The sequence below is a fragment of the Archaeoglobus sulfaticallidus PM70-1 genome (assembly GCF_000385565.1).
GTDB classification, from domain to species: domain Archaea; phylum Halobacteriota; class Archaeoglobi; order Archaeoglobales; family Archaeoglobaceae; genus Archaeoglobus_A; species Archaeoglobus_A sulfaticallidus.
Genome location: NC_021169.1, coordinates 648,970 through 674,659, shown reverse-complemented (window position 1 = coordinate 674,659; position 25,690 = coordinate 648,970). Strand labels below are relative to the sequence as shown.

Annotated in this window: 25 protein-coding genes, 2 tRNA genes and 2 rRNA genes; 17 read left to right on the top strand and 12 right to left on the bottom strand. The window is 46.8% G+C overall.

The features are described from left to right. Window positions 1-21: 21 nt before the first annotated feature. Both ASULF_RS03630 and ASULF_RS03625 read left to right on the top strand, forming a co-directional pair. The gene (locus ASULF_RS03630; protein ID WP_015590346.1) at window positions 22-732 is read left to right on the top strand and encodes a (5-formylfuran-3-yl)methyl phosphate synthase; all 711 of its coding nucleotides are present in this window, start codon (window positions 22-24) and stop codon (window positions 730-732) included. Next, window positions 729-1,607: an MBL fold metallo-hydrolase gene (locus ASULF_RS03625; RefSeq protein ID WP_015590345.1), complete on the top strand. Its 879-nt coding sequence runs from the start codon at window positions 729-731 to the stop codon at window positions 1,605-1,607. The genes ASULF_RS03630 and ASULF_RS03625 overlap by 4 nt, the downstream gene beginning before the upstream one ends. Here the strand turns inward: ASULF_RS03625 and ASULF_RS03620 are convergent. Further along, complete coding sequence (locus tag ASULF_RS03620) at window positions 1,573-2,778, bottom strand: potassium channel family protein (RefSeq protein WP_048098299.1); 1,206 nt, start codon at window positions 2,776-2,778, stop codon at window positions 1,573-1,575. The two genes, ASULF_RS03625 and ASULF_RS03620, sit on opposite strands and share 35 nt — an antisense overlap. A 166-nt stretch (window positions 2,779-2,944) precedes the next feature. Here ASULF_RS03620 and ASULF_RS03615 point away from each other — a divergent pair, with 166 nt between their 5' ends. Next, a complete protein-coding gene (locus ASULF_RS03615) occupies window positions 2,945-3,532 on the top strand; it encodes a phosphoribosyltransferase (protein ID WP_015590343.1) in 588 nt (195 codons plus the stop codon). A gap of 28 nt (window positions 3,533-3,560) precedes the next feature. Here the strand turns inward: ASULF_RS03615 and ASULF_RS03610 are convergent, their stop codons facing one another. From ASULF_RS03610 to ASULF_RS03595, 4 genes are read right to left on the bottom strand one after another with little or no spacing between them, the layout of a single operon-like run. Continuing rightward, on the bottom strand, window positions 3,561-3,959 hold the full coding sequence (locus ASULF_RS03610) for a Zn-ribbon domain-containing OB-fold protein (protein ID WP_015590342.1): 399 nt from the start codon (window positions 3,957-3,959) through the stop codon (window positions 3,561-3,563). An 8-nt stretch (window positions 3,960-3,967) separates the two neighbouring features. Then, window positions 3,968-5,131, bottom strand: a complete 1,164-nt coding sequence (locus tag ASULF_RS03605) for a thiolase domain-containing protein (protein ID WP_015590341.1) — start codon at window positions 5,129-5,131, stop codon at window positions 3,968-3,970. 9 nt (window positions 5,132-5,140) lie between these two features. Continuing rightward, window positions 5,141-6,184, bottom strand: a complete 1,044-nt coding sequence (locus ASULF_RS03600) for a hydroxymethylglutaryl-CoA synthase (RefSeq protein WP_015590340.1) — start codon at window positions 6,182-6,184, stop codon at window positions 5,141-5,143. Beyond that, on the bottom strand, window positions 6,177-6,878 hold the full coding sequence (locus ASULF_RS03595) for a helix-turn-helix domain-containing protein (RefSeq protein WP_015590339.1): 702 nt from the start codon (window positions 6,876-6,878) through the stop codon (window positions 6,177-6,179). The genes ASULF_RS03600 and ASULF_RS03595 overlap by 8 nt, the downstream gene beginning before the upstream one ends. A gap of 163 nt (window positions 6,879-7,041) precedes the next feature. On the opposite strand from ASULF_RS03595, the gene ASULF_RS03590 reads away from it, so the two are divergent. From ASULF_RS03590 to ASULF_RS03580, 3 genes are all read left to right on the top strand, one after another. Further along, window positions 7,042-8,211 carry an inositol-3-phosphate synthase gene (locus ASULF_RS03590; RefSeq protein ID WP_015590338.1) on the top strand — a complete coding sequence of 390 codons (1,170 nt, stop codon included), beginning with the start codon at window positions 7,042-7,044 and terminating at the stop codon, window positions 8,209-8,211. A 219-nt stretch (window positions 8,212-8,430) separates the two neighbouring features. Next, on the top strand, window positions 8,431-8,760 hold the full coding sequence (locus ASULF_RS03585) for a nascent polypeptide-associated complex protein (protein WP_015590337.1): 330 nt from the start codon (window positions 8,431-8,433) through the stop codon (window positions 8,758-8,760). A 5-nt stretch (window positions 8,761-8,765) separates the two neighbouring features. Beyond that, a complete protein-coding gene (locus ASULF_RS03580) occupies window positions 8,766-9,542 on the top strand; it encodes a tRNA (adenine-N1)-methyltransferase (RefSeq protein WP_015590336.1) in 777 nt (258 codons plus the stop codon). Window positions 9,543-9,717: 175 nt separating this feature from the next. On the opposite strand, the gene ASULF_RS03575 is transcribed toward ASULF_RS03580, so the two are convergent. The 3 genes from ASULF_RS03575 to ASULF_RS03565 form a co-directional block, all read right to left on the bottom strand. Further along, window positions 9,718-12,641 (bottom strand): 23S ribosomal RNA (locus ASULF_RS03575). A gap of 112 nt (window positions 12,642-12,753) precedes the next feature. After that, window positions 12,754-12,826 (bottom strand) — tRNA-Ala (locus ASULF_RS03570). Window positions 12,827-12,918: 92 nt separating this feature from the next. Continuing rightward, a 16S ribosomal RNA gene (locus ASULF_RS03565) occupies window positions 12,919-14,410 on the bottom strand. The 16S and 23S rRNA genes sit together here with 1 tRNA gene alongside, the layout of an rRNA operon. A 390-nt stretch (window positions 14,411-14,800) precedes the next feature. Here ASULF_RS03565 and ASULF_RS03560 point away from each other — a divergent pair. The 3 genes from ASULF_RS03560 to thiE are packed head-to-tail and all read left to right on the top strand — an operon-like array spanning window position 14,801 to window position 17,358. Then, window positions 14,801-16,027, top strand: coding sequence for an MBL fold metallo-hydrolase (locus ASULF_RS03560; RefSeq protein WP_015590335.1), 1,227 nt, complete (start codon window positions 14,801-14,803; stop codon window positions 16,025-16,027). A 19-nt stretch (window positions 16,028-16,046) separates the two neighbouring features. After that, window positions 16,047-16,697, top strand: a complete 651-nt coding sequence (locus tag ASULF_RS03555) for a metallophosphoesterase family protein (protein ID WP_015590334.1) — start codon at window positions 16,047-16,049, stop codon at window positions 16,695-16,697. Window positions 16,698-16,701: 4 nt separating this feature from the next. Beyond that, complete coding sequence (thiE, locus tag ASULF_RS03550) at window positions 16,702-17,358, top strand: thiamine phosphate synthase (protein WP_015590333.1); 657 nt, start codon at window positions 16,702-16,704, stop codon at window positions 17,356-17,358. Between the two features lies 1 nt (window position 17,359). Here the strand turns inward: thiE and ASULF_RS03545 are convergent, their stop codons facing one another. Then, window positions 17,360-18,247: a DMT family transporter gene (locus tag ASULF_RS03545; protein ID WP_015590332.1), complete on the bottom strand. Its 888-nt coding sequence runs from the start codon at window positions 18,245-18,247 to the stop codon at window positions 17,360-17,362. A gap of 138 nt (window positions 18,248-18,385) precedes the next feature. Between ASULF_RS03545 and ASULF_RS03540 the strand changes: the two genes are divergently transcribed. Together ASULF_RS03540 and ASULF_RS03535 are read left to right on the top strand one after the other, a co-directional pair. After that, window positions 18,386-19,813, top strand: a complete 1,428-nt coding sequence (locus ASULF_RS03540; RefSeq protein ID WP_015590331.1) for a pyruvate carboxylase subunit B — start codon at window positions 18,386-18,388, stop codon at window positions 19,811-19,813. 72 nt (window positions 19,814-19,885) lie between these two features. Continuing rightward, window positions 19,886-20,215, top strand: a complete 330-nt coding sequence (locus ASULF_RS03535) for a cupin domain-containing protein (RefSeq protein ID WP_015590330.1) — start codon at window positions 19,886-19,888, stop codon at window positions 20,213-20,215. 82 nt (window positions 20,216-20,297) lie between these two features. On the opposite strand, the gene ASULF_RS03530 is transcribed toward ASULF_RS03535, so the two are convergent. Next, window positions 20,298-20,555 (bottom strand): SpoVG family protein, encoded by a 258-nt coding sequence (locus ASULF_RS03530; protein ID WP_015590329.1) that lies wholly within the window; start codon window positions 20,553-20,555, stop codon window positions 20,298-20,300. 227 nt (window positions 20,556-20,782) lie between these two features. On the opposite strand from ASULF_RS03530, the gene ASULF_RS03525 reads away from it, so the two are divergent. After that, complete coding sequence (locus ASULF_RS03525; RefSeq protein ID WP_015590328.1) at window positions 20,783-21,433, top strand: adenylate kinase; 651 nt, start codon at window positions 20,783-20,785, stop codon at window positions 21,431-21,433. A gap of 6 nt (window positions 21,434-21,439) precedes the next feature. Here ASULF_RS03525 and ASULF_RS03520 read toward each other — a convergent pair whose 3' ends face one another. Both ASULF_RS03520 and ASULF_RS03515 read right to left on the bottom strand, forming a co-directional pair. After that, window positions 21,440-22,168: an alpha/beta hydrolase gene (locus tag ASULF_RS03520; RefSeq protein WP_015590327.1), complete on the bottom strand. Its 729-nt coding sequence runs from the start codon at window positions 22,166-22,168 to the stop codon at window positions 21,440-21,442. A 71-nt stretch (window positions 22,169-22,239) separates the two neighbouring features. Then, window positions 22,240-23,073 carry an amidohydrolase family protein gene (locus ASULF_RS03515; protein ID WP_015590326.1) on the bottom strand — a complete coding sequence of 278 codons (834 nt, stop codon included), beginning with the start codon at window positions 23,071-23,073 and terminating at the stop codon, window positions 22,240-22,242. Window positions 23,074-23,165: 92 nt separating this feature from the next. On the opposite strand from ASULF_RS03515, the gene ASULF_RS03510 reads away from it, so the two are divergent. The 5 genes from ASULF_RS03510 to ASULF_RS03490 all read left to right on the top strand — a co-directional run bounded on the left by ASULF_RS03510 (window position 23,166) and on the right by ASULF_RS03490 (window position 25,626). Continuing rightward, window positions 23,166-24,194, top strand: coding sequence for an L-threonylcarbamoyladenylate synthase (locus ASULF_RS03510; RefSeq protein WP_015590325.1), 1,029 nt, complete (start codon window positions 23,166-23,168; stop codon window positions 24,192-24,194). Window positions 24,195-24,245: 51 nt separating this feature from the next. Next, entirely contained in the window at window positions 24,246-24,761 is a 516-nt protein-coding gene (locus ASULF_RS03505; RefSeq protein ID WP_015590324.1) for a PUA domain-containing protein, read from the top strand. After that, window positions 24,758-25,162 carry a hypothetical protein gene (locus ASULF_RS03500; protein ID WP_015590323.1) on the top strand — a complete coding sequence of 135 codons (405 nt, stop codon included), beginning with the start codon at window positions 24,758-24,760 and terminating at the stop codon, window positions 25,160-25,162. The genes ASULF_RS03505 and ASULF_RS03500 overlap by 4 nt, the downstream gene beginning before the upstream one ends. Window positions 25,163-25,287: 125 nt before the next feature. Further along, window positions 25,288-25,361: transfer RNA gene (locus ASULF_RS03495), tRNA-Lys, on the top strand. A 31-nt stretch (window positions 25,362-25,392) separates the two neighbouring features. Beyond that, window positions 25,393-25,626: a DNA-directed RNA polymerase subunit H gene (locus tag ASULF_RS03490; RefSeq protein WP_015590322.1), complete on the top strand. Its 234-nt coding sequence runs from the start codon at window positions 25,393-25,395 to the stop codon at window positions 25,624-25,626. Window positions 25,627-25,690: the final 64 nt, after the last annotated feature.

Here is a 25,690-nt window from a genome sequence, read left to right as displayed (position 1 = left end):
CCATAAATTTTTGCATCAGTGATGATACGAGTCCTCGTTAGTCCAATGAGTATTGATGAAGCTTATGAATGCTTAAAGGGTGGAGCAGACATTATCGATGTCAAAAATCCCAAAGAAGGTTCACTCGGAGCCAATTTTCCATGGGTAATTAAGGAGATTGGAGAGATAGTGAAAAAGGAGGGAAAAGAGCTCAGTGCAACCACAGGCGACTTAGATTTTAAACCCGGTACAGCAAGCCTCGCCGCACTTGGGGCTGCTGTGGCTGGTGCGGACTACATAAAGGTTGGTCTGTATGGCGTTAAAAACAAAGAGCAGGCTTACGAGATTTTGAAGAATGTCACCAGGTCTGTAAAGGACTTTGATGCAGATAAGAAGGTTGTTGGAGCGGCCTATGCAGACTTCCACAGGATAAATGCGATATCTCCGTTTGATTTACCGGAAGCCGGACAGATGGCAGAAGTTGACGGGATAATGATCGATACAGCCATAAAGGATGGACTGACCCTCTTCGACCACCTCAAAGAACCTCAGCTGCAGGAGTTCGTTGAGACGGCAAGGGAGAACGGCATGTTCTGTGCATTGGCTGGATCGATAAACTGGGAGCATCTGCCAGTTCTCAAGAAAATTTCTCCAGACATCATTGGAGTAAGAACTATCGTCTGCGAGAGCGGGAGGCAATCCAAGATAAAGAGTGAACTGGTAGAGAGACTAATGAAAGAAATGAGTGGATGAAGCTTGAAAGAGTCACAGAAAATGTATATTACATACCAAACCCTGTAAACATTGGCGTCATAGTCGATTCAGGAAAAGCTTTCCTAATCGATACCGGCTTGGATGAAGAAGTCGGAAGAAGGATATTCAAACTCATGAGCAACCATAAACTAAAAATCTCAGGAATTTTTAACACTCATTCTCATGCAGATCACTTTGGAGGAAACAGCTACATCCTGAAAAAAGTTGATGCAAGAGTCTATGCTACAAGTATCGAATCAGGCATAATTCAGAGTCCCTACCTCGAGCCCCTTTACCTGTTCTCAGCCCATCCCGTGAGAGAGCTTACGGTTAAGTTCATCATGGCAAAGCCATCAAGGGTAGATCATATCGTCAGCCATGAAATCGAGTTCGAGAACCTAAAACTGGATGTCATATCGCTTAAAGGTCATTCCCCAAATCAGGCAGGGATTGGTGTAGATGGAGTTCTGTTCTGTGCTGATTCGGTGTTCTCTGAGAGGGTGATTAAAAAATACAAAATCCCTCTCTTCATGGACATAGAATCCCAGAAGGAGAGCTTAAAATTCCTTGAAAACAGCAACTTTGATTGCTATATTCCAGCTCATGCTGAAAAGACAGAAGACATTATCCAGCTTGTTGAAGCCAACAGAAAAGTTATCGAAGAGGTTGAATCGTTTATTATCTCGATCGCAAAAGGAAAGACGACTGAGGAGATATTAAGAGATGTCTGCAAAAACTTCAGGATAGGACTAAAAAGCTTTTCAGAGTACTATCTGATGCTATCCACGATAAAAGCCTATCTCAGCTACCTGCACAACAAAGGTTTAATAAAAGGAGAGTTTAAAGATTTGCTCTACTGGAGTTCCTCTGAGTGAGCTTTGTAACACACATCTTCCTCAGCAAGTCCATTCCCTCTCTAGTGCCTTTTGCGATTATCATATCTCCACTTTCAAGCTTTGTTCCGGCTTTAGGCCTTGATATCCACCTGTTCCGTCTCTTTATAGCCATTATATGCATTCCAGTCCTGGTCTCAACCCTCGCATCCCCGAGCGTTTTGCCGTCAAGCTCACAGTTGTCTCCAACCTCAAACATAACCAGAACCTCATCTGCTTCCTTCATAGCCTGGAAGAACACTGGATGTAGATCCATCTTATCCGAAACTATCTCTGCTATCTCTCTCGCAGAATCGGCTATGTATTCTGAAGCTGTTGCCAGCTCAAGAATTGCTATGAGATCCCTTAGCTTATCATCGCCTACTTTCTTCGAGCTTTTCAGAACCCAGTGCTTGAGTTCGAACTTGAGATTATCCACTTTTTCCTCCAGATAGAACACCTCATTTGCTATGTCCTCATTCTCGTATATTAGCGATGAATAGCTGAGATCTACTGCAAGTTCAGATAGATCTTTCATCTCTATCAGAATATCCACAGCTCTATCAATTTCCTCAAGCTCAAGCTCGGTATCCTCTACCGGAATCTCAATTCTCTCTCCGGTTACGAGTTCGTAGAAGTACGGCTTCCCGGATATATCCCCTCTCGCGAAGAGAACATCACCTTTGAGTATTTTTGTATCCCTATCAGGATTAAATATCCAGTCGAATTCTCTTTTTATTGCAATGACCCTCATTCCCGTTCTTGTGTGAAGCCTCACTTCACCAAGAGTCTTGTTCGCTATCTCGCTGTTTTCAGAGACCACGGCCTTTACAACTGTTTCCTCAGAATATCTCAGTATAAGGTTGATAACATCCTTCGGGAGCTTGAACCCCCTCAAAACCAGCAACGCTATATCTCCAGCAGCAGAGCCTATCTTCTGTGCCGCTCCAGCTATCTTCAGCAAGGTCGAAACCGATTCCGCCTCATCGACCCTCCTCGCTGAAAGAATCGTTACGATCCTTATCTGATTCAGCAGATCTGATAAAACATTTTCAAGATCGAGAACCTCTTCCGCTATGTCCTCGCTGTCGAAAAGAATTGCCGAATAGGCGAGATCGACTACTATCTCCGAGGTATCTTTTATATTTTTCAGAAGGTCTTTTACAGTTCGCATCTCCCCAAAGTTCTTTTCGGTGGAAAATTTATAAAGTTTTTCCAGTGAGGCTTTTGCCATCTCTCCATTATTTAATTTTTATCCGTTTTTTATACTTTTTGGCCTAATAAAAGATTACCACAGAGAACAGAAATTATTATAAGTTAAACCTGTGTTAGACCGACAGATGTTCAGATGCATCACATATAACTGGAACGACATATACAGATCGTGCATAGACCTCGGCGTAAAAATTGCTGAATCGTTTAGCCCTGATGTCATAGTCGCAATTGCAAGAGGTGGCTGGGTTCCAGCAAGAATTTTATGCGATGTTCTCGATGTTAGGGAGCTATACAGCATTAAGGCTGTCCACTGGGGCAGAGTTGCCACAAAAAATGAGGCAAGAATAGTGCAGAAGCTGAATGTAGATCTAACAGGAAAGAAAGTTCTGATCGTTGACGATGTAACAGACACTGGAGAGACCGTTCTTCTGGCAAAAGAGCACATCAAAGAACTGAACGCTGAAGAAGTAAGAATAGCCGTAGTGGATCACAAACGAACATCGAAATTCCAGCCAGACTTCTACGCAAATCTGAACGAGGAGTGGATGTGGATCGTGTATCCATGGAGCTGCTATGAGGATGCAAGAGACCTCATAGAGAAAAATGAACTGCAAAATGAGGATCCTGAAAGAATAAAAGAGATTTTGAAGGAAAGGCACGACTTCAATGTTGATCTGGACATAATCAAATACGTCCTCAAGAAATTTGAATAAATAAATAGCCAAAGTTCAAGATTCCCCATCACACCTCGCCATCATCCGGCACGAACTTCGTTCCGTAGTAGATTATCCCACTCTCTCCATCCTCGTAGTACTTCCTGAAGGCTTTTTTAACCCTCATTCCAATATGCACCTCTTGCGGATCGCAAACAACCTGCGATGTCAGAACCACGCCATCGTCGAGCTCTATCAGAGCAACGATATATGGCTTCGCCAGCTTGTATTCATCCGGAGCGTCATGAACAACGGTGTAGCTCAAAATCCTGCCCTTCGAACTGAAAGTTTGTTCCCTTATCTTCCCCTTCCTCCTGCAAATCGGACAGAAGTTCCTTGGTGGGTAGAACTTCGACCCGCAGTTCTCGCATACTGTGCCAACAATATCATACCTGTACTTTATCTTCCTCCAGAACCTCGGAAGCATTATACCACCTACCCCCTCTCATAGATTGTCACAACTGCTGTCGCTCCCGTCCCGCCTATGTTCAGTGATAACCCCCTCTCGCACTCAACCTGCCTCTTGCCAGCCTCTCCTCTCAGCTGAAGTGTTATCTCTATCGCCTGCCTTATCCCCGTAGCTCCAACCGCATGTCCGCATGCCTTCAATCCCCCTCCAGTGTTGACTGGCAGAGAGCCTTCAAGGGAGGTTACACCTTCCCTTATAAGCTCCGCTCCTTTACCCTTCTCAGCGAATCCGAGGTCTTCATAAGCCATTATCTCGGCAATCGTAAAGGAATCATGCACCTCGACAACATCGATGTCCCTTGGCTCGACCCTGGCCATCCTGTACGCCTTCTCTGAAGCTACTCTCACAGCCCTCATCTCGGTTATATCCCTCCTGTTCTGAATCGCCAGATAATCGCTCGCCTGAGCACTTGCAGATATAAAAACCGGGTTGTCGGTAATCTGCCTCGCAACCTTCTCACTGGCGAGAATTACCGCACAGGCTCCATCGCTCAGCGGCGCACAGTCGAGGAGCTTGAGAGGTTCAGCAACCTTGGGAGAGTTCAGCACATCCTCAACCTTAATCTCCCTCCTGTACTGAGCCTTTGGATTCAACGCTCCATTTCTGTGGTTTTTGACGCTGACCAGTGCTAAATCCTCCTCTGTGGTGCCATATTTTTCAAAGTGCTTTCTCGCCATGATCGCGTACAGTGCGGGAATTGTCGCCCCCACGAATCCCTCCCACTCCCTGTCTGCGGTAGATGACATTATGTCCGCCGTCATCTCAGAGCCGACATCCGTGACCTTCTCAGCTCCAGCAGCCATTACAACATCGTGAACTCCGGATGCTACTGCGAGAAAAGCCTGCCTCAAAGCCAGACCACCGCTCGCATCAGCAGCTTCAACCCTCGTAGCAGGAATTCCAAGCTCAGCCAATCCGGAGTAATCAGCTATCAATGCCGAAATGTGCTCCTGCTCAAGGTACCTCCCACCGCTCATATTGCCCACATATATTGCCTCTATCTCCTTTCCTTCAAGCCCGGCATCGTCCAAAGCCTCACTTCCAGCCTTCAGCACGATGTCCCTGAATCCCCTATCCCACAGCTCTCCGAACTCGCTCTGTCCAACCCCAACAATCGCCACTCTCTGCATGCAACCACCTCACTTCATCTTAATCTTTCTTCTCAGCTTCAGATACCTGCTGTAGTCCACATACACTCCGCTTTCAATCTTGTCCCAGACCTTTGGCTCTCTCGGAAAGCTCTCTATTGCATCGGTCACATTCACTATGAACGCATCGCTTCCCGCTCCAGAGCCAAAAGATACCAGCAATATCTTATCTCCAGCCTTAGCAACATCTAAAACTGCAGAGAATCCCAGAAGCGAGGAGCCTGAATATGTGTTTCCAACCCTCCTCACAACCAGTCCCTGTTCGGTCTGTTCCCTGCTGAAGCCAAGCATCCTCGAAGCCCTCACAGGGAACTTACCATTTGGCATGTGAAAAACAGCGTAGGCGAAGTCTGAGGGTCTGTATCCGTTCCTCTCCATAATCTCTTTCGCTGCTGACACCACATGTCTGAAATAAGCCGGCAATCCGGTAAACCTGCCTCCATGACTTGGATATGGCTGTCCCTCCCTTCTCCAGAAATCCGGTGTGTCGGAAGTGAACGACAGCGTGTCCTCAAACTCCGCTATCAGATTTTCTTTACCTATTATAAATGCCGATCCTCCTGCCGATGCAGAATACTCAAGCGGGTCTCCGGGTGCACTCTGGCTTGTGTCTGCACCTATAGCAAGTCCGTACTCGATCATCCCGGACTTCACCATGGCCATACATGTCTGGATGCCAGCCGTTCCCGCCTTGCATGCGAATTCAAAGTCTGCTGCGTGGAAGAAGTTGCCACAACCAATTGCAGAGCCAACAATCGTTGCTGTAGGCTTGACAACATACGGATGGCTCTCAGACCCCACAAATATGGCTCCAATTTTCTTGGGGTTTATTTTGCCTCTCTCCACCGCCTCTCTGGCACATTCTACGGAGATCGTTGCTGTATCCTCATCAATATCCGGAACACTTTTTTGCTGAACACCAAGCCCGGCTTTTATGTTCTCAGGCACTTCTCCCCAGATCCTTGCTATCTCTTCAACCTTGATCCTGAATTTTGGGATATAGGTTCCATATGATACTATACCGGTACTAACCATTTCCAATCCTCCTCAAACTCTTTATCATATCCTCAACCGATTTTTCTGAAACGATGAGTGGAATCTTTTCAACCTCAGATATTTTCAGGGCTATTTCATCAACATTCTCCGCTTTCAATCCGTGAAGGACGATCAGAGCTGGCTTAAAGGCAGAGACTCTAACGGCAACCATAGGAGACCTGCCAGAAGATACTTTCGTGAAGATCAACGCCCTTTCGGATGTGAACCCATACAGCTTGTAGAAATCATATGAGCTCAGCTTGAGGATTGCACTTATGCTGTCAACTATCGTGTAACCATTGACATTCTTTCTGTAGCTGTTAAGAGGTTGTCCATCTATCGCCTCCACAAAATCATCGAAGTTAATGGTCTGCACGTATTCCATCATATCTATAATCACATCCAGATCGAATCCGCTCAGAAAGTCCTTGTACTTCGAGAGAGTTTTGTATCCTCTCTCTTTGTCTATGCTTATGAGAGCCGAGATTATCTTCCTTATGAATGCTATTCCCGGAGATTTTCTTCTATCACTTTCATAATCACTAATAACAGATGGAGATACTCCAATTTTCTCAGAAATCTCTTTCTGAGAGACCTCAAAAATGTTTCTCCACTTCTTTATGGTTTTGCCGGGATTGCTGGAAAAGATTATATCTCCTGATATTTTGTCTATCAGCAGTCTCTCAGCATCCATAATCTGAAGTATGCAGGAATTTTAAAAACTTTTTGGTAATTATCGATCTGCTATACGACAATCAACAAAATTAACGCAAGATATTTATGCTGAATCGTTTTAGAATAAAAAGAAAGAGGGGTTTAGTAATTCTAAGCCAACAGCAATTTCAGGAGGTGCGATTATGAAGATATGGGTCATCGGTGCATATGGAATAGTATCTACCACGGCCATGGTAGGTGCTAAGAACATCGAGAAGGGCTTTCAAACCAGAGGACTTGTATCAGATCTACCTGTTTTCGATAAATTAATGGAGATAAATAAATTCGAATTTGGCGGTCATGAGATCAGGATCAAGAAAAATGCGTATGATGCTATCCTCGAGCACTGGAATCTCAACAGACATTTCGATTTCAGCCTCATTGAGAATGTAAAAGATGAGCTTGAGAAGATTGAGGCTAAAACAGGAACAGCCCTGAATTGTGGAAGTGGTTTAAAAGAGCTCGGAGAGATAAAGACCTTGGAGGACGAGGGTTACACGCTGAGAGAGATTGTTGATATGGTGACATCAGATATGAAGGAATTTGCAGATGATGAAACCGTTGTTATAAACATAGCTTCAACGGAGCCTTTGCAGAAGTACAGCGAAGAATATCACGGAACGCTTGATGGGTTCGAGAGGGCGATAGATGAGAACAGAACGGAGCATATATCCGCGAGCATGATCTATGCCTACTCGGCATTAAAGTTAGGGTTGCCCTATGCCAACTTTACTCCAAGCATCGGCTCAAACCTGCCAGCGTTGAAGGAGCTTGCAATGAAAACAAAAACACCACATGCTGGAAATGATGGAAAAACTGGTGAAACTCTCGTAAAAACAACGCTCGCACCAATGTTCGCCTACAGGAACCTGAGGGTGCTTGGATGGATGGGATACAACATACTAGGAGACTACGACGGAAAGGTGCTGAGCCACAAGGATAACAAGGAGAGCAAGGTCATAAGCAAGGATAGTGTCCTTGAGAAGATCCTTGGAGAGTCACCATACAGCATCACTGAAATAGAGTACTTCCCGAGCCTGGTTGACAACAAGACGGCATTTGACTTCATACACTTCGAGGGCTTTCTTGGAACCAAGATGAAGATGTACTTCATATGGGATGCGATAGATGCGATAGTTGCCGCTCCACTCATACTCGATCTGGCAAGATTTCTGCTCTTTGCAAAGAGAAAGGGTCAGCATGGAGTGATAAAAGAGCTGGGATTCTTCTTCAAGAGTCCGATGGAGATCGATGTCGTCAACACTCACAAGCAATTCGAGGAACTTGTTAGCTGGTATAAATCCCTTGAATGACTAACAGTTAATTTCTTTTTCTTATTCTTGAATCTTTATTGTTGAATCAATTTGTTGAATCTATCCAGCACTTCAATCTGGTTAAAAACTGTAGCTTAAATTGTAGCTTATTCCTGCTTATCTGCTTATACCTGCAACTACTGTAACTATCGCAATTACATTCCAGACACCGATTCCAGAACCAGAAGTTATTAATACATACAACTCCAACACCAGATCATGCTTCCTACGAATCCCAAACAGATGAAAAAGATGATGAAACAGATGGGTATAGACATGGAGGAAATTGAGGCCGAAGAAGTAATTATAAAAACCAGAGGGGAAGAGATGATTTTCAAAAATCCCTCTGTTATCAAGATTTCTGCAAAAGGGATTGAGACCTTCCAGATTTCCGGAAACTATGAAAGGATTGAGAGAAGGGCAGAGATTAGCGAAGATGATATTAAACTCATAATGGAGCAGGCCAATGTAAGCGAAGAGGATGCCAGAAAAGCCCTTGAAGAGTGTAATGGTGATCTAGCCGAGGCTCTGATGAGGTTGCAGGGATAAATATTATGACTGAAAAAACTGGAGAAGCTACCTCAAAAGTAAGCCTGCCTCTCGTAATCTTTTCAGGCAAAACTAGCTACATTATAAACTCTTTTGAAGGAGAATTCCACACTCATAAAGGAGTTATTGACCTATCCAAGCTGAAAGATTTGAATTATGGTGATGAGGTCGAGACACATCTAGGCTTCAAGTTCAAAGTTCGGCCATTCAGTCTTTCTGACTTTTTTAAGCACTTCAGAAAGGGCCCAACACCGATAATGCCCAAAGATATAGGTGCGATAATAGCTTTTACCGGTTTAAGGCCTGACAGCGCAATCCTCGACTGCGGGACTGGGAGTGGTGTTCTCTCTGCCTACTTGGCTTACTTTTGCAGAGATGGTTTTGTTGTAACTGTAGAAAAAAGAAAGGATTTTGCCAAGATTGCGAGAAAAAACTTCGAACTTGCAGGACTGAAAAATATCCATCAGATAGTGGGAGACATATTCGGCCTAGCAGACAGCATAAAGATAAAGTTTGATCTCATAGTTCTGGATATGAAGGATGATGACAAGTTCATTCCCAAAGCCAGAGAACTCCTCAAAAATTCCGGATATCTTGTGGTTTACAATCCATATATAGATGCTACGAGAGATGCATACTTTGCGATGCTTAACAACAATTTTCAGGACATTGAAAGCTTTGAGATTGTAAAAATAGATTACGAGCACAAGAGAGCTGGTACAAGACCTTCAACGAGAGTCTGGCACTCAGGATTTCTCGTTGTTGGCAGAAAGATCGATTGATTGAGCTAGAGAGATTGAGCTGATTAAGCTTTTCATTTAGCTTTTAATCAAACCTATAAGCAAGATAAGGTTTTAAATGACTTAAAACAGCTAAAAAGCAGAACCAAAAATCTAAACAAATAAATCGAGAAACCATGTAAGGTCCACTTCCAGCATGTACCTGGGACCAGCCAAGCAACACCGGCACGGGCTTTAGTGACCGCGGGCTGAACGGCTCGTTGCCTCACCGCTTACACCCCGGCCCTATCAAACCGCTCTTCTAGCGGCGCCCTTAGGGGAGGCTCTTTTCGGGGGCGGTTTCAGGCTTAGATGCTTTCAGCCTTTAACCGCGTAGCGCGTAGCTGCCCGGCAATGCCCTGCCGAACAACCGGTAAACCAGTGGCGCCGGAGGCTCGTTCCTCTCGTACTAGAGCCTCCTTCCCCTCAGCCTCCCAGACACCCCCGTTAGATAGCAACCGACCTGTCTCACGACGGTCTAAACCCAGCTCACGATCCCCTTTAATAGGCGAACAACCTCACCCTTGGCCGCTGCTGCACGGCCAGGATGGGGAGAGCCGACATCGAGGTAGCAAGCCCCCGGGTCGATATGTACTCTCGCCGGGGACAACTCTGTTATCCCTGGGGTAGCTTTTCTGTCGTCATCCGGCCTCACCAATAGGCCAGGATGGTTCGCTAGGCCCGCCTTTCGGCTCGTGATTCCTTATTGTGCGGAATCACGTCAGGCCGGCTTTTGCCCTTGCACTCTACGGCGGAGTTCTGACCCGCCTGAGCCGACCTTTGGGCTCCCCCGATACCTTTTCGGGGGAGTGGCGCCCCACCCAAACTGCCCACCTACCGATGTCCCGCCGAAGCGGTTAGCGGTACGGTTGGAGGTGGGTGGTGTCTCATCGACGGCTCCACCCCGCCCGGAGACGGGGCTTCGAAGCCTCCCACCTACACTGCGCACCCCCAACCATACCGCAACGGCAGGCTGCAGTAAAGCTCCACAGGGTCTTCGCTTCCCAACGGGGGTCCCCAGACTCTTCACTGGGAAGTCGGGTTCGCCGGATTCTGGCCGGGGACAGTGGGGGAGTCGTTAATCCGTTCATGCAAGCCGCCAATTAAGCGGCAAGGTATTACGCTACCTTAAGAGGGTCATAGTTACCCCCGCCGTTTACGGGCCCTTCGACCCATTGGACTGGGCTTTCAGGTACCCGCACTGGGCAGGACTCAGGGGTCGTACTAGCCGTTACCGGTTAGCGACCCCCTGTGTTTTTATTAAACAGTCGCTCCCCCCTAGGCACTGCGACCTGCGGTCTACTCAACCGCAGGCACCCCTTCTACCGAAGATACAGGGCCAATTTGCCGAATTCCCTCGGCCAGAGTGTTCCGCCACGCCTTGGCTTGCTCAGCCAGGGCACCTGTGTCGGTTCTCGGTACGGTCCAACCGTCCCCCTTTTCACGGGCTCCAGGAGTCGGCCGACTTACGCCATCACGCCTTCACCTCCTTCTCTCCATTACGGACCTCCGGAGGCTTCGACGCTTAGACTGGCTGGCGAACCAGCTCGGCCTATCCCGAAGCGTCGGGATCAGCGGACGGCGGTGCGGGAATATTAACCCGCTTCCCTTTTCGACGGAGTCGAGTTACGACTCGTCTTAGGACCGACTAACCCATGGCTGACGAACATGGCCATGGAACCCTTGCCCTTCCGGCGGTCGGGATTCTCACCCGACTAAGCTGCTACTACCGCCAGGATATTCGTTACCGACGGCTCCACCCGAGCTCACACCCGAGCTTCTGCGCCATCGGTACGCCCCCCTACCGGATCACCTTTCGGTGCCCCGGGGTATCGGCGGTCGGCTTGAGCCCCGTCCATTTTCGGCGCCCTGAGCCTCGGCTGGTGAGCTGTTACGCACTCTTTAAAGGATGGCTGCTTCTAAGCCTACCTCCCAGCTGTCTTAGGCCCAGGACCTCCTTTAGCGTTAACACTTAGCCGACACTTAGGGGCCTTAACCCCGGTCTGGGTTGTCTCCCTCGCGGACTGGGAGCTTACCCCCCAGCCCTGACTCCGCCCTTCTACGGCGGTGACGGATTCGGAGTTTGACAGGAGGGCGAGGGTGTTACCCCCCGGGACCTCCAATCAGTGCTCTACCCCGCCACCTACCTCCGGGCAGGTCATACTGCGGTATGTTTCGGGGGGAACCAGCTATCTCCGGCCTCGATTGGACTTTCACCCCTAGACGTGGGTCAGAGGAACGATTTGCACATCAGCACCCCTTCGGGCCTCCACGAGGCTTTCGCCTCGCTTCACCCTGCCCACGCCTAGATCGACCGGTTTCGGGTCGTAGCCGAGTGACTGAGGGCGAGCACACCCTGCCCCTCGAAATCTGCGGGCATTCGGTTTCCCTCCGGCTTCGGGCATAACCCTTAGCCTCGCCACTCAGCTACACTCCCTGGCCCGTTCTTCAACACGTACGCAGTGACTCTGGCATGCCACTCCTCGTACTCGCACCTCGCGGTGCTTTCCTTCGGAGTGGTTGCCTTTGGAGCCACTACTCACTATCCCCAGCCGATTTCAGGCTCTTTTCACCCCCCTTCTTGGGGTTCTTTTCAGCTTTCGGTCACCCTACTATTGCGCTATCGGATTCGGGACGTATTTAGTCTTGGGAGTAGATGACTCCCAGCTTCCCGCGGGAATTCCAACCCACGGTACTCAGGATACTCGGCCTCGTAGCCTTTGAGGTTACACCTACGGGGCTCTCACCCTCTAAGGCGGGCCGTTCCAGGCCACTTCGGTTTCCCCCAAGAGGCATTGGGCCGAGTCCTACTACACCACATCTTCCTGAGCTTTCGCCCAGGAATTCGGTTTGGACTCTGCCGTGTTCAGTCGCCCATACTAACGGCATCGCGTTTGCTTTCTTTTCCTGCGGGTACTCAGATGCTTCCATTCCCCGCGTTCCCGATCCTTGACGGATCGTCCCCGAAGGGACAGGATATCCCATTCGGGCATCCCCGGTTCAAAGGCACCCTGCGCCTTCCCGGGGCTTTTCGCAGCTTGGCACGCCCTTCGTCGGCGCCCGAACCGAGCCATCCACCGGCTGGGATAATCGCCGGAAAAGCTTAGCCGGTCCCAGTATGTACCTGGGGAAGTGGACCTTTACATGGCTTCACATGCCGTATAGGCATCAACCCTTCCCCGATGACTTTTTCATCACCGGGTGCATCATATAATGGACTCGTCGGGATTTGAACCCGAGGCCTCCGCCTCGCAAAGGCGGCGCTCTCCCAGCTGAGCTACGAGCCCAGCTGATCGAGTTTAATTCGATGAATTTATAAGCGTTACTCTTCCGTGGGCTTGAGTATTTGGACTCCGGTGAGCGGAGGCTGAAACACCTTAGGAGGTGATCCAGCCGCAGATTCCCCTACGGCTACCTTGTTACGACTTAGCCCCCCTCACGGACCCTGGGTTCGAGGGTGCCCGTATGAACACCCCCTCACCCATAGCCCACTCGGGTGGCTTGACGGGCGGTGTGTGCAAGGAGCAGGGACGTATTCACCGCGCCATTTTGAGACGCGATTACTACGGATTCCAGGTTCACGAGGGCGAGTTGCAGCCCTCGATCCCAGGTTAGACCGGGTTTAGGAGATTACCTACTCCTTTCGGAGTCGGTACCCATTGTCCCGGCCATTGTAGCCCGCGTGTAGCCCGGGGGATTCGGGGCATACGGACCTGCCGTTGCCCGCACCTTCCTCCGGCTTAGCGCCGGCAGTCCCCCCAGTGTGCCCGGCATCCCCGAAGGGATCCGCTGGCAACTGAGGGCGCGGGTCTCGCTCGTTGCCTGACTTAACAGGATGCTTCACAGTACGAACTGACGGCGGCCATGCACCACCTCTCAGCTAGTCTGGTAAGGTCTTTAGCCCGACCTTCATCCAGCTGTCTCCCCCGGTGAGCTTCCCGGCGTTGAATCCAATTAAACCGCAGGCTCCACCCGTTGTAGTGCTCCCCCGCCAATTCCTTTAAGTTTCAGCCTTGCGGCCGTACTTCCCAGGCGGCGGGCTTAACGGCTTCCCTCCGGCACCACCAGAGCTCGTAGCTCCAGTGACACCTAGCCCGCATCGTTTACAGCCTGGACTACCCGGGTATCTAATCCGGTTCGCTCCCCAGGCCTTCGTCCCTCACCGTCGGACCCGTTCCAGCCGAGCGCCTTCGCCACAGGTGGTCCTCCCGGGATTACAGGATTTCACCCCTACCCCGGGAATACCCTCGGCCTCTCCCGGTCCCTAGGCTGGCAGTATCCCCCGGCAGTCTGATCGTTGAGCGACCAGATTTCCCGGGGGACTTACCAACCCGGCTACGGACGCTTTAGGCCCAATAATAGTGGCCGCCACTCGGGACGCCGGTATTACCGCGGCGGCTGCCACCGGCCTTGCCCATCCCTTGCTATCGGGTGCTTTTTAGGCACCCGGACAGCCCACGCTATGCGTGGGCACTCTGGCTAGCCCCGTCGCGGTTTCCCGCATTGCGGAGGTTTCGCGCCTGCTGCGCCCCGTAGGGCCTGGACCCTTGTCTCAGTGTCCATCTCCGGGCTCCTGCTCTCACAGCCCGTACGGATCTTAGGCTTGGTGGGCCGTTACCCCACCAACTACCTAATCCGCCGCAGACCCATCCTCGGGCGCCGGAGCTTTCAGTCATGGGACATTCCAGTCACCATGACCTATAGGGGATTAGCCCCAGTTTCCCGGGGTTATCCCCTACCCGAGGGTAGGTTGTCCACGTGTTACTGAGCCGTCCGCCGGTGCTAATTCTCCCGAGGGAGAATTAGCCCCTCGACTAGCATGGCTTAGTCCCAGCCAGATAGCAGCGGCCTCTGGCAGGATCAACCAGAATTGCGGGGGAAGAGCGGTGAATACGCCTCTTCGCCCACCGGATCAATCCTACTCAAGCCCACCTCAGACCACAGAACCACTCTGTGGTCCTCATTCGATTTACCGCAGAGGGGAACCCAGCCCTTCATCTCAGGCTTACGCCCACATCAGGGCACTTGCCGGTTCTGCGGTTCATGGGTTTTTGGTAAATGTTTATTGTGTCTTTGTGATTTATAAGCCTTTTGCTGAGCCACTTCAACTCAACTTTGGCTTACCACTACCTCACCTCTGAGGTGTTTTATATCTCGTACCGGGTGGATATTTAAGGCTTTTGCCCGAGAGTAGATTATATCAAACTGGTTATATCAGGATACCGAAATATATTTATTGACAGATGAAGTAAGTTAGAGGAATGACCATAATTAGCTTTAACGGAGGCTGCAGAGAAGTTGGGAGATCTGCTGTGCTAGTTGACTCTATAATCCTTGATTATGGGTTAAAGCCATCCGATCCGCCAGAGTATCCGATAAATGGCATTGCGCCGAAATCTGTGATAATATCACATGGTCACCTCGACCATGTAGGTGTTGCTCCAAACCTTATGTACTACAACCCAGATGTGTTTATGACCCCTCCAACAAGAGAGATTTCTCACATACTGCTCAAAGACTCAATGAACATAATGGATAACCCACCATACGGCAAAAGAGAATTTATACAGTTTGAGAGCAGCATTACTGAAGTAGATTATAACGACCCGTTTGAGGTTGATGGATGGGAGATCACATTTCTGAACGCCGGACACATTCCAGGTAGTGCGAGCATACACTTATCAAGAGACATAAACATACTATACACTGGGGATATAAAGCTCGAAGACACGAGACTGCTCGTGAAAGCTGATATGGATTTTCCAGAGACAGACATACTAATAGTTGAGAGCACATATTTCGGAACTGAGCATCCAGAGAGGAAAAAGCTTGAGGAGAAATTCGTGGAATCGATTATAGATACCCTTGACAGAGGTGGACACGCAATAGTCCCGGCCTTTGCTGTGGGAAGAAGCCAAGAAGTTCTGATGATTCTCGACAAATACGGCATATCTCCATATCTCGACGGCATGGGCAAGGAGGTCTCCAGAATAATTGAGAGGTATCCAAGCTACATTAGAAACGCTAAAAAATTGAGAAGAGCAATAAAAAATGCAATAACTGTCGAGAGAGGTAAAAGAGAGAAGATACTTGAAGAGCCTTCCGTTGTTGTCACTACTGCAGGTATGCTAAATGGCGGCCCGGCATTGTTCTACATATCGAGGCTATACAATGACGACAAGTCCAAGATAATACTCACAGGATACCAAGTTGAGGGGACAAATGGTGATCTGGCTTTAAATAGAGGAGTCATAAACCTCGGACACAGAATGGTCAAGCTCAAAATGGGTGTGGAGCAGTACGATTTCTCTGCCCATGCAGGAGACTCGCAGTTAAAGGAGTTTGTCAGACTATCAGCAGACAAGGGTGTGGAAATAGTCTTTACAGTACATGGAGAAAACACCGAAGACTTCGCCAACTGGATAAGGGACGAGATTGGAATCGACGCTTTTGCACCCTCAAATGGAGAGGTTTATGTAACAGACTAACCACAAACTGAGAACTTGAATGAGGGTTCTGATACTATCTGACATACATTCCAGATTTGATGTGCTTAAAAGGATTCTTGAGAGTGTTGATGTGGACTGCTGCTTTATCTGTGGAGACCTAAGTGATTTCAGGGCAGAAGATGTATTCGTGATTTCAGAGATTCTATCCGAGGTCGGCCTGAAATGCTACTGTGTGCATGGCAACTGCGATCCTGAGGAGGCAATAGATTACATCGAACAATCCGGAATGATAAACCTGCACTGCAAAAGCTTGCCCTTCGAGAATTACACACTCCATGGAGTTGGAGGGTCGAACTACACACCATTTCTGACCCCTTCAGAGTATTCTAACGAGGAAATGTGGAGCTTCGTTGAAAACTTCATTTATGGAGAGAGAAACATCCTGATATCTCATTGCCCGCCAAAAGGGATACTGGATATGACCTATAGCGGTATTAACGCTGGTTGTGAGGTGATCAGATCGATCATGGAAAAATTCGATTACATTTTCTGCGGGCACATACACGAGGCAAAAGGTATGTACAAGAACGGAACGCTTGTTTTGAATCCTGGGTCAGTAATATCTGGTAGTTTTGCAGTGTGGGACATGAACAGCAATTCTTTCGAGCTTAAAAATGTGAAAGATTTTAAAAATTTTAGGAGTATCTGAGACGATGAGCTTTGCTGAGAAGATCAGGCTGTACTTCATAACCGATGGAAGATCTCATGGTCACGAAAGGGTTGCAGAGATGGCTTTGAAGGCCGGAGTTAAAACGATCCAGCTTAGAGAGAAGAGGCTTCCTGCAAGAGAGATATACGGGATTGCCAAGAGATTGAGAAGGCTAACTTATGATTACGAAGCTTTGTTCATTGTTAACGACAGATTCGATATAGCAATATCTGTTGAAGCTGATGGCATCCATGTCGGACAGGAAGATCTTCCCGCAAAAGCGATTAGAAGCTTGATCGACGAAAAATTTCCCGGAATGATTCTTGGTGTTTCCGCGAGAGATCTGAGCGAGGCTCTTGAAGCTGAGAAATATGCGGACTATCTGGGAGTGGGGCCGGTTTTTCCAACCTCCACAAAGGAGGATGCGAGAGAGGTTATAGGCATAGATGGACTAAAAAAGGTTTGTTCTGCAGTAAAGGTTCCAGTGGTGGCTATTGGCGGGATAAACCACTCAAATGTTTCAGAAGTTTTGAAAGCTGGCTGTACGGGGGTTGCAGTTATCTCGGCCATAGCCTTTTCTGAAAATCCGGAAAAGAGTGCTGAGGAACTTTTGAATCTGATAGAAAATTCGAATAAACCACACAAACCAGTAAATCGGTAAATCAATACCTCTCAGTTAAATACAACCCTGCAATAGTCAGAATTCCTCCCAGTACCGTAAAAGCCCCTAACCTCTCTCCCAGCACGAAGAATGCCATTATTGCTGTAAAGAATGGAACTATGTAAACAAAAACTGCAACCCTTGTTGCATCCATGGCTGTCAATGCAGAGTACCACATCACATAGGCAAAAACCGAGCATAACAGAGCAAGATACAGCAAAGAAATCCAGACCGTTGTGCTGAATGTTATGGGATTTGAGAAACCCTCATAGACCGCAAAAGGAACTAGCAGAATCGACCCTAACGCAAAGGCATAGGCTGTCAAAACCTCGGGATTGTACTTCTCAAGCAAACTCTTACCCAGTATTGTGTATATTGCCCACAAAAACCCGTCGAAAATTATCAGCATATCCCCGATAAAGGTCTTGCTGCTGAAGAACTCCAGTTTTCCATTGGATACTATAAGCACAACACCTATAAACGATAGACATATCCCAAAAGCTTTCAGCTTTGTGAACCTCTCACCCAGAAAGAGAGACATGATTGCTATGAAAATTACTGAGCTGTTGATGAGTATCGATGAATTGGTTGCAGTGGTATATACCAAAGCCACGAACTGAACAGCATAAAGCAGGGTAACTCCTGTAATAGCCAGAACGAGTATCTTCGGAATATCTTTCGCATCCAATAGCTGAAACTTCTTCCTGAAATAAACAACTAGAAGTAAAGCCGGTGATGCCAGAATAAATCTGTAGAATGCCAGATTGAACGGCCCAATTTCCCTGAGGCTGATCTTGATAAACACGAAGGACCCTGCCCAGATTAACATAGTGATGAGTAATGCGAGAACATGCACTCCACGCAGATTTTCAGCCGAACTTTCTGCCACCTTAGCTTAAGACAATTTCATGAAGATAAATCTTTTCTCCAACACAGAACAAGATAATCCATGCCTGACATTTTATAAGGAAAAATAAAAAAGAAAAAAATTAATATTTGCAAAATAACTTTCAAGAGGTGAATTTTCATGAGGGTCGATATCGTTGATCTAACACTGAGAGACGGACATCAGTCTCTTCTCGCTACAAGAATGAGAACGAGAGATATCCTGCCAATCGTGGAGAAATTTGACGAGTCTGGAATAAGCGTTCTCGAAGTCTGGGGTGGAGCTACCTTTGATTCTGCCCACAGATTCCTGAACGAGGATCCCTGGGAAAGGTTGAGGGAGATCAGAAAGAGGGTGAAGAATGCTCGGATATCGATGCTGCTAAGGGGTCAGAATGTTGTTGGCTACCGCCACTATCCGGATGACATTGTAGAGAAATTCGTTTTGAAGACCGCTGAAAACGGTCTGGACTTCTTCAGGATTTTCGATGCCTTGAACGATGTAAGAAACCTCGAAACCGCCATCAAAACAGCAAAAAGAACATCATCCCATGTGCAGGCAACAATATGCTACACAATCTCTCCAGTCCACACGATAGAGAAGTACATAGAAATAGCAAAGGAACTGGCAGTTTTCGAACCAGATTCGATATGCATCAAGGATATGGCTGGACTACTATCTCCAAAGGTTGCGTACGAGCTTGTCAAGGCAATAAAAAAGGAAGTCGGTATTAAAATAAATGTTCACTCTCACTACACCAGCGGAATGGCTTCGATGGCGTTGCTGAAGAGCGTTGAGGCTGGAGCAGACATGGTTGACACATGTATGTCCCCACTGAGCATGGGAACCAGCCATCCACCAACAGAGAGCATGGTCTATGCCCTCGAAGAGATGGGCTACAAGACAGGAGTTGATCTGGAGGTTCTGATGGAAATCAGGGACTACATGATGAAAATCAGGGAAAAGTACTCTGGCTATCTCGACCCGCTCTCAACAATACCAGATACAGGTGTGCTTGTTTATCAGATACCCGGTGGTATGTTCTCCAACATGATAAACCAGCTTAAGGAGCAGAATGCCCTCGACAAACTCCCGGAGGTTCTGAAAGAAGTGCCCAAAGTCAGAGAGGATCTCGGCTATCCACCGCTGGTTACTCCAACGAGCCAGATAGTCGGTGTTCAGGCTGTTGTCAATGTGCTGGTTGGTGAAAGGTACAAGGTTGTTACCAAAGAGACCAAAGACCTAGTTAGAGGAATGTACGGAAGAACTCCCGCTCCGATAAAGGAAGATATAATCAAGAAAATCCTTGGAGATGAAAAGCCCATAGACTGCAGACCGGCTGACTTGCTCGAACCGGAATTTGAAAAGAGGAAAAAAGAGCTGGAAGAGATGGGCATACCAGCTACTGACGAAAATGTGCTGCTGTATGCTCTCTTCCCGCAGACAGGGCTTAAGTTCCTGAAAGGAGAGATCGAGGAAGAGCCATTCCCCTCAACGGGCAAGGTTGAGGGCAAGTTCGAGGTTGAAATCGACGGTAGCAAATACAATGTTGAAGTTAAGCCAGCCTGAAATTATAGCTGTTTTATATTTTTCATTTAAACATCGACAGACTTATATCCTAAAAAATTCTAATCTTTTTTGATGATGGCTGTTCTTGTGAAATCCGGTGAAGATATTTTCAAGAAAGTACTGGATGGAATAACTTACCGAATTAAAGCCAAATCGAGCAACATAGTTGTAATAAAATCTGAACTCGATCCAAAAGCGGAAACAGAAGAATATACGCATGAAGGAGAAGAGGTCAGAATCGTGCTTGAAGGGAAGATAGAGTGTAAGGTTGGGAACATCCATTACACAATGGAAGCTGGAGATGTTATCTGGCATCCGTCCAATATACCACATAAAATGAAGAACATTGGTGACAGAAAAGCTGTGTATATAACGATAGGCACTCCACCAACATTCATATAACTGCAAACAAAGCAGACAAAACAAACAAAAAACAAAATAAATTTTTCAGAATTTAATTATTGGTAAAGCCGTATTATCCGTATTAAAGCTGTTCCCTATATGCTTCAAGAACAGCATTTACAATTTTTTCTCTCGCATCCTTGTTTGCCGGGTGGAATATGTCCTGAAAAGTCCCTTCTTTGGTTCTCCTGCTTGGCATTCCAACCCAAAGCCCATTTTCTCCTTCCAGAATTTTCAAACCCTTCACAACAAACTCATTATCTAGAGAGACTGTCGCATATGCCTTGACAGTCCCCTCCTGTTTCGGCTTATAGATTCTCACTTCTGTTATTTCCACCAAGTTCAACTCCTCCTGTTGCGTTTTAATTCCATAAACCTTTCATTAAATGCTATATAAATGTTGTGGGCTTTGCATGGGCGTATAACCTTAACACTGAATCGATGAAATTTGTTACTCAGCATTAACGGCATTGTTCGAAATATTTTACAGGTTTTAGCAGATTACAAATTTATTGCAATGCATCGCAAAAATGAAAAAATTTAAAATTTTGAGTTCATTTTACCATCATGAACCTGATTCTGTTAGGCGCTCCGGGTGCTGGTAAGGGAACTCAGGCAGAGAGGATAGTTGCAAAGTACGGCATACCACAGATTTCAACTGGAGATATGCTCAGAGAGGCTGTAGCCAAAGGAACAGAGCTCGGAAAGAAAGCTAAAGAATATATGGACAGGGGAGAACTTGTTCCTGATGAGGTCGTGATTGGCATAGTCAAAGAGAGGATTGCCCAGCCAGATTGCGAGAAGGGATTCATCCTTGATGGATTTCCGAGGACGATCAATCAGGCTGAGGCTCTTGACAAAATGCTCGAGGAGATGGGAAAGAAAATCGATGCTGTGATAAATGTATCCGTGCCGGAAGACGAGATCATAAAGAGGATCGTGAACAGAAGAACCTGCAAGAACTGTAAGGCAGTATATCATCTGATATACAACCCGCCGAAAGAGGAAGGCAAGTGCGATAAGTGTGGTGGGGAGCTTTATCAGAGAGATGATGACAAAGAAGAGACAGTAAAGGAGAGGTTGAAGGTTTACAAGAGCCAGACCGAGCCACTCATAGAGTATTACAGCAAGAAGGGACTTGTTTACAATGTCGATGGAACGAAAAGCATAGATGAAGTTTTCAAACAGATTGAGGAAATCCTCGATAAGCTTGGTTAAACCATATTAAACAACGATTTCCTGGATAACCCTGCCATATTTTTCTTTTTTAACGATCCATTCCTTTATCTTGCCCATAACCTCCCTGTGCCTCCTCAGGAAATGCGACCCGTTAACAACCCTCAAAAAGTACTTCGGCTCTTTTGCTTCTGCATACAGCCTCTCCCCATCCTCATAGGGGATGATCTGATCTGAGGTTCCGTGAACTATAAGCTTCGGGCATCTCACCTCTCCAATCCAGTTAACAGGCTGATACAGATCCAGATCTCTCTTAATCCTCGCTTTAAACGATTCAAAGTCTTTCAAACCCCTCAACACACCCTTAAGCTTGTTGTGCTCGAATATCTCAACCAGCATCTCATCAGTTACAGTTTCAGCACAGCACGGGACTCCAACAAGCACGAGATTTTTGATGTTATCAGAATTGGCTGATACATAGGTTGCTACAACCCCACCCATGCTGAAACCCACGAGGCTGACAGACTTGAACTCATGGACTATTGAAAGCAGATCCTCAACCCAGTTCTCGATCTTAAAATCCCCTTTGCTCAAACCTGTACCTGAAAAATCGAAAATTACAGAGTTGAGACCGCTGTATGCGAAGTCTTTTGCAATATCATCATAGCCTTTCTGAGTAACCGATCCAGACTCGTATGGAAGTCCATGGCAGAATACCACAACATCCTCAACATATATCCTCATGTAGTTTCTGAGAAATGTTGTGTCAAGCTTCATGTTTCTGATGTTTCGCTATACAGTAATAAAGCTTTCTGAATTGCTGGGAGTTCGCGAAAGGCCTATCAACCTTAAACACCTCTGTAGAGTTTCCTGAAGTTATGGTAGGCTATTTTTTTCTTCATACTGTTATCCAGATCCAAGCTCAAAAAGAGTTCGAGATTTTCCTTTATCCCCTTAACTCCAGGACTTGGAAAATCACTGCCGTAAATGCTCTTTTCCGCCACTAACTCAAACCTCGGAAAGTACTCAGTCATGAGCTTTTTGGGAGGTATCCCGCTTATATCGAACCACACATTCCCGTGCCTCCTCAGAATGAAGAAAGCCTCCCTCATCCATATTGGCCTTCCACCATGGCTCATTATTATCCTCAATTCCGGAAAGTCAAGTGCCACATCATCAAGGTTTATGGGATTCCCGTACTTCACTCTCGCTCCGGGCAGTATGCTCGTTCCGGTATGGAACAAGATGGGCAGTTCATGATCCACCGCGAATTCATAGCTTGCTGTAAGGCTTTCAAGACTGTAATCATTTGGATAAAAGTACTGATGAACTGGATGAAGCTTTATTCCAGCTATTCCAAGATCGTACTGCTTCTCCAAATGTTCAATTGCATCTTTTCGATCCATGTGGGGATATATGCTACCAAAAGGATACAGCCTGTCCCGATGTTCTCTGCAGTAATCTATAACAGAATAAACCGCCTCCATTCCAAGCCCGTTCGTGTGAGGGGATGGATAGCTCATTATGGCTACGCACTCGATGTTGCTATCATCCAAACATTTTATCAGATTTTCAGGAGATTTAGAGAGATCCATGTTCGAGATTATGGCTTTGGCGAATTTCTCGTTCATTTTTTTCAGTAACTCATACGGAACAATATGTATATGACAGTCATTGAACATGCTAAAAAAGTATAGAAGATTGTATAAAGAACTATCTGCCAGTAACCTAAAATCCACAACCTTCAAAAATCCTCCAGTCGATTCGGTGTAAGATGAAAAAAACGAGAATCATCAAAGTGAACCCGGAGAATCCAGAGGAAGACAGGATAATGGCGGGAGCGGAGATTATCAAGAACGGCGGGCTGGTTGCCTTTCCAACCGAAACCGTTTACGGACTGGGAGCCAATGCCCTTGACAGAAAGGCTGTTCTCGGAATATATAAGGCTAAGGAGAGGCCAGCAGATAACCCGCTCATAGTCCATGTCTGCAATAAGGATATGATAGAAGACATTGCCGAGCTAAACGATGTTGCTGAGAAACTGATCAAAAGATTCTTTCCCGGCCCACTGACGGTGGTTGTTAAAAAGAAGGAATGCATACCGCAAGAGGTTACAGCCGGGCTTGATACGGTTGCAATAAGAATGCCCGACAACAAGGTAGCCTTAAAGCTGATCGAGCTTAGTGAGGTTCCCATTTCTGCTCCTTCAGCAAATCTTGCCGGAAAGCCCAGCCCGACAAAAGCAGAACATGTGATCGAAGACCTATATGGAAGGATAGATGCAATTCTCGATGGTGGACCAACGAACATAGGTCTGGAATCGACGGTTGTGGACACAACCGTCTATCCAGTAGAGCTCCTCCGCCCGGGTGGGCTAAGCGTTGAAGAGCTTGAAAAGGTTGTGGATATTAAAATCCCGGAACTCGATGAGGGAATACCGAGATCCCCGGGAATGAAGTACAGGCATTACGCTCCTTCTGCAGAGCTTATCGTCATCTATGGCAAGAGGGAGGATGTCGTATCCAAAATAATCAAGACTGCCGGACAGCTAATTGATAAATCGAATAAGAAAATTGGGCTTGTCGTTTCAGATTCTGAACCATATAAGGATATAGATGTTGAGATCGTTGAGATCGGCAGGAGTGTTGAGGAGGTTGCCAGAAACCTCTTTTCAGCCTTGAGGGAGCTTGACAGGAGAGGGATTGATTTGATCATTGCAGAAGGGGTAGAGGAGAAAGGGTTGGGTTTAGCTGTCATGAACAGGCTCAAGAAAGCATCAAACTACAGGATTTTCAGAGTTTAGCGAGATGTTCAGCGAAAAGCAAATATATTTTTGATTTGTCAATTAAGTCAGATGTCGAGAAAGCCCGAAACTCCAGAATTTTTACCCCGTGAGGAGAAGTTCAGGAAAATTAGATGGATGGCAGACTACCAGTTCGGCAGAGGGGCTGGCAAAGTCCTTTTTCCGGATACCTGCAAGTTCATAGTCTCACCAAAGACTGGAAGGATCAGACAGATAACAGATAAAGGAATTAGAATAGCAACGCTCAAAGCATCATCCGGATGGTTCAGTCTCAGCATTGAAGGTGCCAAACGCATAAAGGACTTCTTCGAATATCCAAGAAACAGGGTGGTTGTAACGAATGAGGTATCGGAATTCATAGCAGATGGAAAGAATGTGTTTGCCAAGCATGTCGTTGATGTTGATGAAAATTTGAGAGCTGGAGATGAGGTTGTGGTTGTGGATGAGGATGATAACCTGCTGGCTACCGGAAAGGCAGTTTTGTGTGCTTCGGAAATGATGTTATTTAATAGAGGAATAGCCGTTAATGTGAGGGCTGGTGTTAAAAAATACCTCGATCAGGTATGAACGCGAAGGTTATGTATGACCCGAATAAAAACCTCGTAGTTGTAAGGAAGGACGCTTTCATAGACAAAAACATAAAGGTAGATGGGAAAGTTATCGTTGGTGCAAATTCGATCATATGGGGAAAAATAGAGTGCAGAGAATTGATCGTCGGGAAGTCTTCCTTTTTGAATAGTGTAACATGTGAAAAAGCCGTGATCGGTGCAAATACAGAGTTCAAAGACATCACTTCAGATGAGATAATAATCCAGAACAGATGTAAAGGAGATTATGTTAAAGCCAGAAAAGCAATAGTAATGGAGAATTGCGAGATAGAAGTTCTGGAGACAGAGGATGCGTTTCTTGATGGAATCTCCAGGATAGAGAGAATCTTCGCGAAGAAAATAATCGCAACAAAGTCATAAATATGATACTGTATATCACAACCACCACAGGCAAGAACAAAATTTAAAAACCGATGACAACAAAATGCATTACGGAAAAAGATTTATATTCAGTGTATCTCTGCTTAGAGAGCCTTGAAGAGAATGGGCTCGTAGCTCAGCCAGGCAGAGCAACGGGCTTTTAACCCGTTGGTCGCGGGTTCAAATCCCGTCGAGCCCGCTCCTTTCAACTTATCAAGGGAGTGATTAATATGACCAAGATCAGTCTGCAGGATCACATACTCGTTCCAAAACATGAAGTGCTATCAAAAGAAGAGGCAGAAAAGATTCTCAAGATACTGAATATAGAGAAAGAGCAGTTACCGAAAATCAAGGTTACCGATCCGATAGCACAGGAAATTGGGGCAAAAGTTGGGGATATTGTGAGAGTAGAAAGGGAAAGTCCCACGGCGGGCAAGTCAATAGCATACAGGCTTGTGGTCTAGGCTTAAGGCTGAACCAAGATTGGATAATGTTTAAAAAATCCGGATTTCGGAAGTGTGGAAACTC

Coding starts and splice junctions, on each gene's coding strand:
- ASULF_RS03600 (WP_015590340.1), bottom strand. CDS start 6,184: ATGGTTAGTACCGGTATAGTATCATATGGAACCTATATCCCAAAATTC.
- ASULF_RS03515 (WP_015590326.1), bottom strand. CDS start 23,073: ATGTTCAATGACTGTCATATACATATTGTTCCGTATGAGTTACTGAAA.
- ASULF_RS03555 (WP_015590334.1), top strand. CDS start 16,047: ATGAGGGTTCTGATACTATCTGACATACATTCCAGATTTGATGTGCTT.
- ASULF_RS03490 (WP_015590322.1), top strand. CDS start 25,393: ATGACCAAGATCAGTCTGCAGGATCACATACTCGTTCCAAAACATGAA.
- ASULF_RS03625 (WP_015590345.1), top strand. CDS start 729: ATGAAGCTTGAAAGAGTCACAGAAAATGTATATTACATACCAAACCCT.
- thiE (WP_015590333.1), top strand. CDS start 16,702: ATGAGCTTTGCTGAGAAGATCAGGCTGTACTTCATAACCGATGGAAGA.
- ASULF_RS03510 (WP_015590325.1), top strand. CDS start 23,166: ATGAAAAAAACGAGAATCATCAAAGTGAACCCGGAGAATCCAGAGGAA.
- ASULF_RS03535 (WP_015590330.1), top strand. CDS start 19,886: ATGATGGCTGTTCTTGTGAAATCCGGTGAAGATATTTTCAAGAAAGTA.
- ASULF_RS03615 (WP_015590343.1), top strand. CDS start 2,945: ATGTTCAGATGCATCACATATAACTGGAACGACATATACAGATCGTGC.
- ASULF_RS03610 (WP_015590342.1), bottom strand. CDS start 3,959: ATGCTTCCGAGGTTCTGGAGGAAGATAAAGTACAGGTATGATATTGTT.
- ASULF_RS03585 (WP_015590337.1), top strand. CDS start 8,431: ATGCTTCCTACGAATCCCAAACAGATGAAAAAGATGATGAAACAGATG.
- ASULF_RS03595 (WP_015590339.1), bottom strand. CDS start 6,878: ATGGATGCTGAGAGACTGCTGATAGACAAAATATCAGGAGATATAATC.
- ASULF_RS03605 (WP_015590341.1), bottom strand. CDS start 5,131: ATGCAGAGAGTGGCGATTGTTGGGGTTGGACAGAGCGAGTTCGGAGAG.
- ASULF_RS03520 (WP_015590327.1), bottom strand. CDS start 22,168: ATGAAGCTTGACACAACATTTCTCAGAAACTACATGAGGATATATGTT.
- ASULF_RS03525 (WP_015590328.1), top strand. CDS start 20,783: ATGAACCTGATTCTGTTAGGCGCTCCGGGTGCTGGTAAGGGAACTCAG.
- ASULF_RS03590 (WP_015590338.1), top strand. CDS start 7,042: ATGAAGATATGGGTCATCGGTGCATATGGAATAGTATCTACCACGGCC.
- ASULF_RS03620 (WP_048098299.1), bottom strand. CDS start 2,778: ATGCGAACTGTAAAAGACCTTCTGAAAAATATAAAAGATACCTCGGAG.
- ASULF_RS03505 (WP_015590324.1), top strand. CDS start 24,246: ATGTCGAGAAAGCCCGAAACTCCAGAATTTTTACCCCGTGAGGAGAAG.
- ASULF_RS03630 (WP_015590346.1), top strand. CDS start 22: ATGATACGAGTCCTCGTTAGTCCAATGAGTATTGATGAAGCTTATGAA.
- ASULF_RS03540 (WP_015590331.1), top strand. CDS start 18,386: ATGAGGGTCGATATCGTTGATCTAACACTGAGAGACGGACATCAGTCT.
- ASULF_RS03580 (WP_015590336.1), top strand. CDS start 8,766: ATGACTGAAAAAACTGGAGAAGCTACCTCAAAAGTAAGCCTGCCTCTC.
- ASULF_RS03500 (WP_015590323.1), top strand. CDS start 24,758: ATGAACGCGAAGGTTATGTATGACCCGAATAAAAACCTCGTAGTTGTA.
- ASULF_RS03560 (WP_015590335.1), top strand. CDS start 14,801: ATGACCATAATTAGCTTTAACGGAGGCTGCAGAGAAGTTGGGAGATCT.